This window comes from Levilactobacillus yonginensis (assembly GCF_964065165.1).
Lineage (GTDB): Bacteria > Bacillota > Bacilli > Lactobacillales > Lactobacillaceae > Levilactobacillus > Levilactobacillus yonginensis_A.
The window spans coordinates 2,614,264-2,628,184 of record NZ_OZ061549.1 but is presented as its reverse complement, the minus strand read 5'-3'; the positions used below and the strand labels follow the sequence as shown (position 1 = coordinate 2,628,184).

The following is a 13,921-nucleotide window of genomic DNA, read 5'->3' as shown; positions in this document are numbered from 1 at the left end:
TCCATTGTCCTAGTGCTGTAATGCAGCCATCAATAATTTATTGACGACTTGCGGGTTAGCTTGTCCGTGAGTTTGCTTCATGATTTGACCAACCAAGAAACCAACGGCCCGCTTCTTCCCATTGTTAAAGTCTTCAATGGATTGCGGGTTAGCCTGCAAAACATCGTCAATAATTGGCTGTAGCTTAGCTGGGTCTGACAGTTGAACTAAGCCGTGAGCTTCCACGTAAGCCTTAGGTTCCTCACCATTTGTAATGGCCTTGAAGACCTTCTTGGCCATCTTGCTAGAAATCGTCCCATCAGAAATCAGGTTGATCATTCCAGCCAAGTTAACCGGCGTCAATTTTGTGGCTTGTAAGTCCACGTGGTTGTCGTTCAAGTAGGCGTTAACGTCCCCTTGCAGGTAGTTAGCTGCCATCTTAGGATCAGCCTTCAGTGCTACCGTTGCGTCAAAGAAGTCCGACATTTCCTTGGTCTGCGTGATAACCATGGCGTCGTAATCAGTCAACCCCAGGTCGTTCACGTAACGTTCACGCCGCTTAGTTGGCATTTCTGGCATAGCATCGCCGAGTTCTTTGATCCAGTCATCACTGATGTTTAAGGCTGGTAAATCTGGTTCTGGGAAGTAACGGTAATCGTCTGAACCTTCCTTGACCCGCATCAGAATCGTTTCGCCAGTCTTTTCATCAAACCGCCGCGTTTCCTGACGCACAGAACCACCGGAGAGCAAGACTTGTTGTTGGCGCTTTTCTTCGTATTCCAACCCACGCTGCACGTAGTTGAAGGAGTTCAAGTTCTTTAACTCAGTCTTGGTCCCAAACTTTTCTTGGCCTACGGGACGCACAGAGATGTTAACGTCGACCCGCATGGAACCCTCTTCCATCTTCACGTCGGAAATTCCAGTAAACTGGATCCGCTGACGCAGTGCTTCCAGGTAGGCATATGCTTCAGCAGGCGAAGCGATGTCTGGCTTGGACACAATTTCAATCAACGGGGTCCCCTGCCGGTTCAAATCGACGTAAGAGTAGTCTCGTTCATGCGTATTCTTCCCGGCATCTTCTTCAATATGCATTTCTTCGATACCGATTTTTTTCTTCACACCGTCAACGTCGACTTCCACCCAGCCATCATGGGCAATGGGCTTGTCAGCCTGCGTGATTTGGTAAGCCTTGGGGTTATCGGGATAGAAGTAGTTCTTCCGGTCAAAGTGCGTATGCTGTTCAACATCAGCGTGTAATGCCAGAGCGGCAATAATACCGTCGGCAACAACGCCTTTGTTAGTTGTTGGCAAAACCCCAGGATATCCCCAATCGATAACGTTGGTGTTGGCGTTAGGGTCGACCCCAAATTCAACGGGTGATGGGCTAAAGATCTTCGAATGCGTCTTCAACTCCACGTGGACCTCTAGTCCAATGGTTGTTTCAAAGTTCATTAGTTTTGGCCTCCTAACGTGGGTACTTGTAAATGAAAGTCAGTGTTTTGTTCGAATGCGTACCCTGCTTTGTACAAAGTGCTTTCGTCAAATGGCCGGCCAATCAGTTGCATACCGACTGGTAAATTGTTACTGAACCCGGCTGGCAATGATAGTCCCGGTAACCCAGCTAAGTTCACTGGAATCGTCAAGACGTCGTTCATGTACATAGTCAGTGGATCCTTAATTTCAGCACCAATACCAAAGGCTGGTGTTGGGGCAACTGGGCCCATGATAAAGTCGTGGTCCTTTAAAACGGCCTTGAAATCATTCATGATAACGGTCCGAACCTTGGCAGCCTTCAAGAAGTAGGCGTCGTAGAATCCAGCAGATAAGGAGAATGTCCCTAACATGATCCGCCGTTTAACTTCGTCGCCAAAGCCTTCAGAACGGGACTTCACGTAAACATCTTCCAAGTTCTGCACGTCCTGTGCCCGGTACCCGTAGCGAATGCCATCGAACCGTTGCAGGTTGGATGAGGCCTCGGATGAGGCGATGATGTAGTAAGCTGCAACCCCGTACTTGTTGTGTGGTAAGGAAACTTCGTCCACCGTGGCGCCCAGCTTCCGGTAAGTGTCAGCAGCGGCTAAGATGGCTGTCTTAACGTCGTCGCTGACCCCTTCAGCTAAGAATTCCTTAGGCAGCCCAATCCGCATGCCCTTAACGCTAGTTCCTTCGTTCAATTCAGCAGCAAAGTCTGGAACAGCCTGCGTCGAACTCGTTAAATCATGGTCATCATGACCAGAAATAGCACTCAGTACTGAAGCGTTATCCTTCACGCCGTGAGTCAACGGGCCGATTTGATCCAAACTAGATCCAAAGGCAATCAGACCCCACCGAGAAACGCGACCATACGTTGGCTTAATTCCAACGATTCCGTTAAAGGAAGCTGGTTGGCGAATGGAACCACCAGTATCGGAACCAAGTGCTGCAGGCACTTGACCAGAGGCAACGGCGGTAGCAGAACCACCTGAGGACCCACCAGGAACCTTGGTTTGGTCCCAGGCGTTCTTAGTCGTTTTGAACGCAGAGTTTTCGGTTGACCCCCCCATGGCAAACTCATCCATGTTGGTTTTCCCAACCGTAATCATCTGTGCTTGGGCTAATTTTTCAGTTACCGTGGCATCGTAGACTGGCGTAAAGTTTTCCAACATTTTGGAAGCGGCCGTTGTCTTCATACCCTTGGTGACAATGTTGTCCTTTAAGGCCACTGGAATCCCAGCCAACGGTTGGTCAGCGGAAATCCCTTGATTATCAATTTCAGCCGCCTGTTTGAGGGCAGCCTCTTCGTTAAGATTTAAGAAGGCATCGACCTTAGGGTCGGTCGCCTTAATGTTGTCGAAGGTGGCCTGAGTCAGTTCCTTGGAACTGATTTTCTTGGCCACCAAGTCGGCGTGGAGACTGGCGAGATCTGTTTTGAAATAATTCATCTGTTAGTTGTCCTCGCTTTCATCAATGATGGCCGGCACTTTAATAAAGCCACGTGCGGCATCCGGAGCGTTCTTCAGTAATGCTTGACTCTGCCCCCAGTTATCCGCTACGTCTTCACGCATGACGTTCAATTGATCAGAGACGCTACTCGTTGCTTCAACGCCCTCCGTATCCACTTCGCTTAGCGTTTCAAACAGGCCAATAATGTCGTCAAGTTGGGGCGTAAAAGCGTCCAACTGGGCATCCGTAAATTCAAGTTTTGCCAGACCGGCAACGTGTTGAACTTGTTCTCGATTAATTCGATTAGCCATCAATATCCCTCTTTCTGATTTATCCGCAATTCTCGATTTATTCCACACCTATTGCAGAATAAACATACATTGCCATTTTACCATATATCCGGGTCAGGCCAAAGATTCTGACAAAATAAGCTGCCTGCATTTTAACTCTGACATATTGTCTGTCTGCATCACTTTCCATTTCGTCTAGCTAACTTAGCATTTAGAACAGAAAAGGAGCCCAGGGCACAACCCCCGACTCCTTCTTTAGCCAACTGAAACCGTCGTCTCGCTCGCCTAAGGTTTAATAACTGTTAAAAACGTGACTACTAAACTTCTTTTCACCACTAGCTCGATTCAAAAAGCTCTGAACGCCATCGGTGGAAGAAACCGTAATATCGATTGGCACACTTGATGGCAGGTACTTCTGTGCCGTTGTTTGTAGATACTGCGTGAAGCTGATGATTTCTGTTTGACTATAGAATTGTGTCGTAATATTAACGTGCATCCCAGTCAGGGTATTCCCATCGTAGTGCGCCTGAGCCGTAACCCCACTCAGGTTCGGGAAAAAGTTTTCAACTTCACTCTTGAAGTTGGAGAACGAACTAGCATCGTTACTGTTCGGACTGCTAGAACCACTTTGAACGGGGAAGGTCACACTCTTCTCGCCCAACGCGTTCCACTTGTTGACCTTGGTGGTACCAGCCTTGTTTTCAGAGTAGGCAATGAAGTTTCCACCGACCAGGCTGTCGTTAGACGCCTGACGGTAAATAGCAATTACGATTGGAATATTCTTCAAGCCAGACTTCTTACGCATCCGCGCCAGAACCGTATCTGCCGCCTTTTTGGCGTAGGCTTCACCTTCAGCCTTGGTGATCTTCGTCTCAAACGTGGCCCCGTACTGGGTCTTCTTGTAGTAATCAACCGAGTTCACGGCAATCCCAATGGTCATTCCGCTTAACGTCAGTTTGTTATTCTTTTGCGTCATGTAATCTTGTTCTTCAAGCGCCTGAATGTAGATAGGATTCCGCTTGGTTGCTGAAGTCGACCCATTACTCTTAGGGTTCAAGCCCGTGGTGTTCGACTTTGACTGCCGATCCAGCCAATTCTGAACGGTCGAGGTGCTTAGGTGTTGGCCTTCTTCAAAGACGTATTTCTTGGTTGAAAAGATCTTCTTTGAGACCGTCAACATCCCGTTTTCAAAGCTCTTCAGGTTGTAAGTATTCCCGGAGTCTTGACTGTTCGTCACCCCTCGCGACTTACTCGTCTGATAGTGGCCACTCTTAATGACCCCTTCGTAATCCCCATCATTGCTTTGCCCCGTCAGTTGAGTGCTTCCAGACTTACCGCCTCCGGAAGTTCCCGACATACTGGAACTACTTAAATTACCACACGCGGCCAAAAATAATGGGACTGCCGCCAATGCAATAAATGTTCGTAACCGTTTCACGACTTGTTTCCTCCTAAAGTCATCATTTCGTTTCGTCCATGGCAGCGCGAAGTTGGGCTTCGTTCCAGATTGGAACGTCCAACGACTGTGCCTTGGTCAGCTTGCTACCAGCAGCTTCCCCCGCAATCAAGAGGTCCGTCTTCTTGGAGACACTTCCCGTGACCTTGGCTCCCTGGCGTTCCAACCACTCAGTGGCTTCCGGCCGGGTAAGCTCCTGTAGCTTACCAGTCAAGACGACCCGTTTATCTGCGAATTCACTATCGCTTGTTACTGGCGTTGTTGGACCACTGGTATAGGTCAGATTGACCCCCACGGTCCCCAACTCTTGAATCAATTGTTGTACTTGATCACTTGAGAAATAAGTCACGACGCTGTCCGCAATGGTTTCTCCCACCGTATCGATGGCAGAAATTGCTTCACTATCTGCGGCCTGCACATGGGCCATATCGCCAAATTCAGCAGCAATCGACCGGGCCGCCTTGGCTCCCACGTGACGAATTCCCAAACCAAATAGCAATCTCTCTAATGAATTATTGCGACTATTATCGATAGCTGTCAAGAGGTTTTGGGCGGACTTCTCCCCAAATTTATCTAAAGTTAATAATTGGTCGGCTGTCAGCCGATAAAGGCTAGCCACATCATCCACCAATTTGCGGTCAAATAATTGACTGACAATCTGTGGACCCAAACCAGCAATGTTCATAGCATTCCGGGAAGCAAAATGATTCATGCCCTCTGCCAGCTGCGCCGGACACCGCGGATTAATGCAACGTAGAGCAACTTCTTCATCCAGATGAACCAACTCCGCTCCACAAGACGGGCAATGCGTTGGAATCGGATACGGTTGCGCGTCCGCCGGTCGTTTAGCTGCTACAAATTGGGAAATTTCTGGAATAATGTCCCCCGCCTTGTGCAGCAAAACCGTGTCGCCCAAGCGAATGTCCTTAGCCTCCAAATAGTCTGGATTGTGTAGGGAGGCACGCGCAACCGTGCTTCCTGCCAAAGAAACGGGTTCCATGACTGCAGTTGGGGTCACAATACCTGTCCGGCCAACCGTCCACTCGATGTCCAAGATTTTCGTCTGGACTTCTTCCGGCGGAAACTTAAAGGCAATTGCCCACCGAGGAACCTTGACCGTTGCCCCCAGTTCCCGTTGCAGGGGTAATGAATTGGCTTTAATCACGATACCGTCGATACCATAGGCCAAATCAGAACGTTGTCCCTGATACTCATCAATGAACGCCGCAACCTCAGTCATAGTGTGAGCGACTTGATAAGTTGAATTAGTGGTAAAGCCCAACTCCGCTAACTCGTCTAACAACCCACTCTGAGTCCGCGTATTTAACGGCTCATAGTCAGCAATGTTGTACATAAACGTGGCTAACTGGCGGTCAGCAGTGACCTGCGTGTCTAACTGACGCAAGCTCCCAGCAGCAGCATTACGTGGATTAGCAAACGGCGCCTTACCAGCAGCCTCACGTCGTTCGTTGAGTGCTAAGAAAGCCGACTTAGGCATGTAACACTCCCCACGAACGTCAATTGTTAGCGGCCGACTTAGTGTCTGTGGAATTGACGGAATAGTTTTCAGATTGGCAGTAATGTCTTCCCCAATCTGACCATTTCCCCGCGTAGATCCTTGGACGAACTCACCATTCTCATAGCGGAGTGAAATGGCTAAACCATCAATCTTCAATTCACAGTTATAGTCAAAGTCTTCATCCACGTTTCCACGAAGCCGTTCGTCAAATTCTTTCAGCTCGTCAATCGAAAAGACGTCTCCCAACGACAGCATGGGTATTTCGTGCGTCACCTTGGGTAAGTCACCGCGGGTGGTGCCCCCAACGTTTTGAGTCGGCGATTCCGGCGTTACAATCTTAGGAAAGGCCGTTTCTAAGGCAACTAACCGTGCGTACACCCGGTCATAAACGTCATCCTCTACAGTTGGTGCATCGGCGCTGTAATACTGTTGCCCCCACTCGATCAGTTGCGGCCGTAACTCAGCAGCTTCAGCGGCAGCCTGTTCTTCAGTTAAGGTATTAATGGGCTTATCAGTCATCTTAATCCTCCCACGTTAACTTATTATTCAACTCGTTTGATTGGTGCAAACGCTGCTAATAACCGCTTCACACCTTGTTCTGGAAAGGCAATGTCTAGTTCGGCATCTTCACCGGTACCGTTAACTTTAACCACGGTCCCAATGCCCCACTTCTTGTGGCTAGCCTTATCCCCGACGGACCAGCTGAGCTTACCTGCCCCGGTACCCGCCGGTTCGCTGACCCGACCAGTTTTCCCGTGATAAGGGGTAGCAACGGCACTTGCCGTTCGCCGTGCAAATGGCACATCTTGCCGACTTGGCGCAAGCCCTGACTTGGTTTCACTGTAATCCAAGTGCAACAGTTCTGGCGCGACTTCCGTAATAAAGCGAGACTGTGGGTTGTTCTGTCGCCGGCCATACAACATCCGTGAGTAAGCGTTGGTCAGATAGAGCTTCTTCTGAGCCCGCGTGATCCCTACGTATGCCAATCGCCGTTCTTCTTCCAACTCGTCGTCTTCTAGCAATGCGCGAGACAGTGGAAAAATACCTTCTTCCAATCCCATTAAGAAAATAACGGGAAATTCGAGCCCCTTAGCCGCATGCAGTGTCATCAAGGTAACTTCAGCAGGTTCTTCCTCAACATCGTCCTGAGCGGATACCAGGGCCAAATCAGCGAGAAATTCGACCAGTCGCTCTTCATCCTCATCATGATCAGCCTGATCCCAATCCGTATCGAACTTTTGAGTCACAGACAGGAATTCTTCGATGTTTTCAATACGCGTCTCGGCTTCCAAGTTCTTCGAAGCCTTTAAAGCCGCCATATAGCCAGTTTTATCCAAAATAGCGTTGGTAATGTCGGACACACTCATGGTCGCCGCATCATCCTGAATAGCCTTGATAGTCAGACCAAACTTTTCCATGGCATTACGGATGCGGGCCCCGAGATTATTGGCTAAGCTGACGTTACGGGTAGCTTCCAACTCAGTCCAGTCATTCATCTCCGCAAAACCACGTAGCTTTTCGACACTCGTAGCTCCAATTCCCCGCTTAGGTTCGTTGATAATTCGCTCCAAACTCATGGAATCCGCTGGGTTGGCAATTAACGTCAAGTAAGCCAAAACATCCCGAATTTCCTTACGATCATAGAACTTGTGTCCGCCGACCATAGTATAAGGAATGTTAGCCTTGACCAAAGTTTCTTCAATGACCCGAGACTGGGCGTTGGTCCGATACAGAATAGCAAAATCCCCGTAATCGTGATGGTTCTGTTCACGTTCTTCCTGGATCTTAGCGACCACGTAATGGGCCTCATCGTTTTCGTTTTGCCCCCGGTAATAGGAAATCTTATCTCCTTCAGGATTTTCCGTCCACAGGTCCTTCTTTTTCCGATTCACATTTTGTTGGATCACATCGTTAGCAGCTTGCAGAATCGTCTTGGTTGAACGATAGTTTTGTTCCAGCAGCGTCACGTGAGCATCCGGATAGTCGTGCTCAAAGTTTAAGATGTTTTCCATGTTGGCACCTCGCCAACCGTAAATACTCTGGTCACCATCCCCGACAACACAAAGGTTGCCATGCTTTTTAGCCAGCATGTTGACCAAAGTATACTGAGCATCGTTGGTATCTTGGTATTCATCAACGTGGATGTAGCGGAATTTATCCTGATAGTAACCCAGGACCTCTTGATCCTGCTTAAATAGCTTGATGGTCAGCATGATTAAATCATCAAAGTCCATCGCTTGGTTTGCTTGTAACTCTCGCTGATAATTTTCATAAACGTTCGACACCGTTTCTTCAAACGGATTACCAGCAGCCTCACGCATCATTGCTGGCGTCTGGAGGGCGTTCTTAGCGTTGGAAATGGCCCCTAAGACGGACCGAGGATCGAACTTTTTAACGTCTAAATTAAGTTGTTGCAAGACCCGCTTGATCAGCGTCCGCTGCTCACCCGGATCCGCAATAGTAAAAGCCCGGTTGTAGCCTAATTTATCGGCATCTCGTCGTAAAATTCGAACACACAACGCATGAAACGTGGAGACCCACACGTCACTGCCATCAGGTCCTAACAGCTTGATGACCCGTTCACGCATTTCCTTGGCCGCCTTGTTGGTAAAGGTAATGGCTAAAATCCGCCATGGCATCACATTTTCGTGTTCAATCAAGTAAGCTACCCGGTGCGTTAAGACTCGGGTCTTTCCACTACCGGCACCCGCCAATACTAACAGCGGTCCCTCCGTTTGAAGGACGGCCTCCGTTTGCTTATCGTTCATGCCAGTTAACAATTCTTCTCCTGCCACCGTGAACACAATCCTCTCTGTAATTAGTCTTGAATAGTATACCAAAAAAACATACGTTCCGCTGGTTGTCGGGCCGATTCTTTCAAATTTATTTACCTTGGTAGCCGGGATAAATCAACTTATCATCCGGCGCAAATAACTGGTGACTCAATCACTTCTAGTACCCGTTATTCCAGACATAAATAGTTCCGTCAACGTTCTTTCGACTGTCTCGCTATGTGACCAGATACTTGATGCTTTATCCGATCCCCACAGCAGGCAAAATTTTTGGCTACCGGAGGCGACTAACACCACCCAAATAAAAAAGGGTTGGGACAAAAGTCTCAAACCCTTTTTGCGTTCCAAACGTCGATAGTCGAAACGTGTGACAAAAGGTCGTCAACTCCGCTTAACGTCGATAGACAAACCATCCAAGTCTGGAATTATTCATCTACCAACGTTAATGCGTATTGACTAACCGCCTTCTGTCGCACTCTCCATTGGAAACTAAGCTTGCGTTGGCGCATCATTGGTTGCCGCCCAAATTCCCGTATCATCGAGTTGATCTAAAATTAATTTAACTGCACTTCCCTGAACGGCAATGTGTCCCATCACATCATCGTCCTCTTGATGACGCAAGTGATAGAACGTAAAGTGCCAGTTAGGTTTCAACTGCCATTGTGTTCGAACCGCGGCCAACTGGGCGGCCGTAAAGGCAACCGTCACTGCTGGCGTCAAGACTTGTGGTTCTGCCAATGGTAAACCAGCAATTGCCCGTAGGTGTTGGCTGAACTCATTGACTGTGGTCGAAACTTCGAAGACGTACCCAGCATCGCTTGGTGCCGGTACAATCTTTTTCACGTAAATGGCGCCACTGCTAGTCAGGTAGAAGGAGACTTCAAAGACCCCAACGTAGTTTACGTTCTTAGCAACCTCACCAGCTATTCGATGGATCTCACTGGCAACTGCCTGATCAACCTGTGCCGGCATCCAGGTTTTAGACGTCCGGTCACCATCAGATTGGACCTCCGTGATTGGGAAAACCTGCTGATTACCAGACTGGTCACGCGCCACCATGATGGAATATTCACGGTCGTAGGCAATTTGGGATTCCAAAATATAGGTTCCCCAGTCTAACAATCCCGCTGCTTTGGCAATGTCTGTCTGCGTTTTGATGACCAGCTCCCGACCACGTGACCATTCTTTTTGAATGGGTTTCAACACGCACGGATACCCAATGGAGTTGATGGATTGATAAACGTCATCCAAATTAATAATGGTAGCATATGGGGCAATATTGACGTTGAGCTGTTCGAAGAAGGCCCGCTCTAGTAACCGGTCCTGCATCATCTCCAGCATGTCACTCCCCTGTGGAATCCGTGTATACTGTGTCAAAAACTTGATGACATTCGTGCTGACCCGATCAGAGTCATAGACAATGGCGGCACAACTCTCCGCAAAATGTTGTAACTTATCCTGGTCCTTGGTTGTTCCGACAGCCTTAAAATCAGCCAATTGCAAGGCTTCACTTGTTTCATCAGCACCGTATGCGCCTACGCGCAGTCCCATTTTACGAGCCGTTGTCACTAACATGGCGGCGTTGGCACTGTCGCCAATCACCCCAATCGTATCTCCAGGATATAAGACCGTGTTCGTCAATTTACTCCCTACTTTCTTACCTATGATTTCATTTTTAGTTGTTAAATACTGAGTCAGTTCACTATTAGTTTAATGGCTCTGAAACAATTACACAAGCCACCCGTTGCTAATCCTGGGCAAAGACCACCTGACCATCCGCAAATGACGCGATACTGGCCAAAGCTTCCAATTGAATCCCAGCATCTTCAACCAGTTGATGTCCCTTTTGGAAACGTTTCTCAATGACGACCCCTACACCAGCAACCTTAATCTGCGCCGTCTGCGCAATATCCAAGAGTCCTTGAACAGCTTGTCCATTGGCTAGGAAGTCATCCACAATCAACACGCGATCTTCTTTATCCAGGAAGCGGCGGTCAATTGAGATATCATTGTTGACCCGCTTGGTGTATGAGTACACCTTCGCCGTGTATAAATTATCGGTCAAGGTCAGGCTCTTATGCTTACGTGCAAAGATTACTGGAACGTCCATGTGAAGCCCTGCCAGAACGGCCGGAGCGATTCCGGAAGACTCAACCGTCAAGATTTTTGTGATGCCAGCATCCTTAAATCGGTGCGCAAATTCGGCGCCTAACTGGTCCATCAGCTGTGGATCAATTTGATGATTCAGGAAGTTATCGACTTTTAACACGTTCCCCGCCAAAACCGTGCCATCTTGGCGAATGCGATCCTCTAAGATTTTCATAGTGTAGCCCGACCTCCATAAAGTGTTTCTTTCATTCTACCCGAATGGACCTTAAAATGACAACGCGCCAGCCCGACATTTAGAAATGCTTAACCCAGCAACAGGCCCACTCCCTCAGCCAGAATCGTGGTCAATGCTAAAATTGCCAGGTTACGGACGGCTAGAATAAACGTTTCTTTCTTAATTTGGATCCGAAATAACCCGTGGACGTTCTTCACGATGAGTGGCACGCTGAGTAACGTTAACAATGACCAAGCTGGTAGGTCGCCCAACCAGACACTCACAATCAAGCTCAGGTAGCCGACAAGGTAGAAGCCAGCAAACAGCCATAATGCGCCCCGTACGCCCAGGTAATAGACGATGGTCTTTCGATCCAGGGCTAGGTCTTCCTCAGCGTCACAAATATTATTAGCTAGCAATAACGCCGCAATTGCCATGACGGCGATGCCGGAAGCTAAGAGCACCCGGCCCATGAGTATCCAGGAAAAATCCGGTGTATTATATAAATTTAAGTAAACAGTGATTAACATTATCATATAGCCCATGGTAAACCCAGCAAAGAACTCGCCAGTCGGCGTCCCGGAAAGTGGCCGAGGTCCCCCCGCGTAGGCGTATCCTACCAGGAAACAGAAGACCCCCATCAGTAGTAAGGGCCAACCCGTTTTCCAGACCAAGTAAAGACCAATCACGCCCGCAACCACCGCTAAACTGGCCATCAGTATGAATATCCGATGAATGGACAACTGATGCACACCAATGATGTTTGTGTGCTTCTTCCACTCAGCTGCCTGATTACCAGCCTTGGTATAGTCCTGATAATTATCATTGATATCCACGGCCATATTGAACAGCAACATAGCAACGAAAAATAGCGCCGTCACTCCCCAATTCAGATGTTGGTAATTCGTCTGAACAAAGACCATTCCCAATAAAAAGGGCCAAATTGACGCAATTTTAGCCTTGATTTCAACTAGTTCCAAAAAGATTCCTAGTGTCATATCGTTCCCCCCGTTGTCGATTTCTAAATTGATGATAACCTTTATTTGACAACGTTTCCACTAGTCGGTAAGATAAAATTTAACGCGTACATAGTGAGGTGCAGTATGGATCGACAACTTTGGCGGCAATTCCCACAAGTGGAACCGCAATTGAATGCGCTACAAGATTACTTATTAAAAGCCGTACAATTGGATAACCAACCGATTCACAGCAAAATACTTTCGTTGTTACAATCCGGTGGTAAGTTGTTGCGTCCCGGGTATTTTTACCTATTTTCACAGTTCGGTGACGCCGCCACCCCTGCTGAATTACAGGCGGGTGCGGCAGCCCTCGAAATTTTACACGTCGGTACTTTGATCCACGACGATGTCATTGATGAGTCTCCGACCCGTCGTGGCGTCCGCACGATTCAGATGAAGTACGGCCAACGTAACGCCATTTACGCGGGCGATTTTATGTTCACCGTCTACTTCAATCAGGTACTCAAATCGACAGCTGACCGGACTTTGGTCCAGAGTCATATTGACGCAATGCACCGTATCTTGCAGGGTGAACTCCACCAGATGGATCTAAACTACCGCGAGGATATTACGGTGGCCAAGTATCTGGAAGAGGTCGCTGGCAAAACAGCAGAACTCTTTGCGTTGAGTTGTTACCAGGGGGCCAAGCTCACCGGAGCCCCTAGTTCAGTCACTGGAGTCGCTCGAGAAATCGGTATTAAAATTGGCTGTGCCTATCAAATGCTCGATGATATTCTCGATTACGCTGGTGACCCGCATAAAACGCGAAAACCCATCCTAGAGGATCTCCGCTCGGGCGTTTATTCACTGCCCTTAATTTTGGCAATTCCACAGGCCCCTCGCGATTTTCACCGTTTGCTAAAGAAAAAACACGATATGACCGCTACCGACATCACTGCGGTCCAAACATTAGTCACACAACACGGTGGCGTCGATGCTGCTCGGGCCTTAGCCAGTGATCACACGGCCCAGGCGTTAGCTCTGATCCAACAACTGCCAGCGGGCAATTCTCAAGCAAACTTGGAAAAGCTCACAACCATGTTATTGCGCCGAGACCACTAACCAGTAAAAAACTTATTTAGCGAGCGTAAGCGAGTGGGACAACCGGCAGTCAATGAGCCGGTTGTCCCACGTTTCGTCTATTTACGTTCGGAACACAACCAGGATTTGAGACTTTGGTCCCAAGCCCTGGTTTGTTCGGCTTTTGGTCGGCCCTTTTTCAGGGAAAACATTCCATGAATCTGGCGTTTAATCTCTAAAACATTAGCGTTGAAATAAAACAGTTGCTAAATCAATAAATCGATAATCTGGTTGTTGAGGCATTTAGTAGTGTTTCTAAGACCTATCCGCTATTATAACGGTGAAAGGATACTGAACATTCCAACTCCCAACACTGACCTTTCAGTATGTTCGACACCTCATTCTTCAAGTGATAGACGACTAAACACAAACACATCTTCCTATGCCACAATTGGCATTAGGCTTCCATTCATTAATGTATCCAAACTCTTCATGTTTCAAAACCCATTGGTACGATGTTCAGTATCGTTTCACTTTGGCATGTTGCTCCTAATGGTCATCGCCGTTGGGAGCTTTTTTTTGAAAAAAATTCAGGTGACAA

10 protein-coding genes are annotated in these 13,921 nt (G+C 48.1%); 1 reads left to right on the top strand and 9 read right to left on the bottom strand.

Features of this window, described 5'->3' with window-relative positions:
• Positions 1 to 9 precede the first annotated feature (9 nt).
• The 9 genes from gatB to AB3Y94_RS12200 form a co-directional block, all read right to left on the bottom strand.
• The gene (gatB, locus tag AB3Y94_RS12240) at positions 10 to 1,431 is read right to left on the bottom strand and encodes an Asp-tRNA(Asn)/Glu-tRNA(Gln) amidotransferase subunit GatB (RefSeq protein WP_367296438.1); all 1,422 of its coding nucleotides are present in this window, start codon (positions 1,429 to 1,431) and stop codon (positions 10 to 12) included.
• Positions 1,431 to 2,900: an Asp-tRNA(Asn)/Glu-tRNA(Gln) amidotransferase subunit GatA gene (gene gatA, locus AB3Y94_RS12235; protein ID WP_367296437.1), complete on the bottom strand. Its 1,470-nt coding sequence runs from the start codon at positions 2,898 to 2,900 to the stop codon at positions 1,431 to 1,433. Before gatA ends, gatB begins: the two co-directional genes overlap by 1 nt.
• 3 nt (positions 2,901 to 2,903) lie before the next feature.
• Positions 2,904 to 3,212, bottom strand: a complete 309-nt coding sequence (gatC, locus tag AB3Y94_RS12230) for an Asp-tRNA(Asn)/Glu-tRNA(Gln) amidotransferase subunit GatC (protein ID WP_125683656.1) — start codon at positions 3,210 to 3,212, stop codon at positions 2,904 to 2,906.
• A 271-nt stretch (positions 3,213 to 3,483) separates the two neighbouring features.
• Positions 3,484 to 4,629 carry a CamS family sex pheromone protein gene (locus AB3Y94_RS12225; RefSeq protein ID WP_367296436.1) on the bottom strand — a complete coding sequence of 382 codons (1,146 nt, stop codon included), beginning with the start codon at positions 4,627 to 4,629 and terminating at the stop codon, positions 3,484 to 3,486.
• A gap of 22 nt (positions 4,630 to 4,651) precedes the next feature.
• Positions 4,652 to 6,685: an NAD-dependent DNA ligase LigA gene (gene ligA / locus AB3Y94_RS12220; RefSeq protein ID WP_367296435.1), complete on the bottom strand. Its 2,034-nt coding sequence runs from the start codon at positions 6,683 to 6,685 to the stop codon at positions 4,652 to 4,654.
• A 23-nt stretch (positions 6,686 to 6,708) separates the two neighbouring features.
• Positions 6,709 to 8,961 carry a DNA helicase PcrA gene (pcrA, locus tag AB3Y94_RS12215; protein WP_367296434.1) on the bottom strand — a complete coding sequence of 751 codons (2,253 nt, stop codon included), beginning with the start codon at positions 8,959 to 8,961 and terminating at the stop codon, positions 6,709 to 6,711.
• A 486-nt stretch (positions 8,962 to 9,447) separates the two neighbouring features.
• On the bottom strand, positions 9,448 to 10,599 hold the full coding sequence (locus AB3Y94_RS12210) for an ATP-grasp domain-containing protein (RefSeq protein WP_367296433.1): 1,152 nt from the start codon (positions 10,597 to 10,599) through the stop codon (positions 9,448 to 9,450).
• A 106-nt stretch (positions 10,600 to 10,705) separates the two neighbouring features.
• Positions 10,706 to 11,281: a xanthine phosphoribosyltransferase gene (locus tag AB3Y94_RS12205; protein ID WP_367296432.1), complete on the bottom strand. Its 576-nt coding sequence runs from the start codon at positions 11,279 to 11,281 to the stop codon at positions 10,706 to 10,708.
• Positions 11,282 to 11,370: 89 nt separating this feature from the next.
• Positions 11,371 to 12,279, bottom strand: coding sequence for a 1,4-dihydroxy-2-naphthoate polyprenyltransferase (locus AB3Y94_RS12200; RefSeq protein WP_367296431.1), 909 nt, complete (start codon positions 12,277 to 12,279; stop codon positions 11,371 to 11,373).
• 105 nt (positions 12,280 to 12,384) lie between these two features.
• On the opposite strand from AB3Y94_RS12200, the gene AB3Y94_RS12195 reads away from it, so the two are divergent.
• Complete coding sequence (locus AB3Y94_RS12195) at positions 12,385 to 13,362, top strand: polyprenyl synthetase family protein (protein ID WP_367296430.1); 978 nt, start codon at positions 12,385 to 12,387, stop codon at positions 13,360 to 13,362.
• Positions 13,363 to 13,921 lie beyond the last annotated feature (559 nt).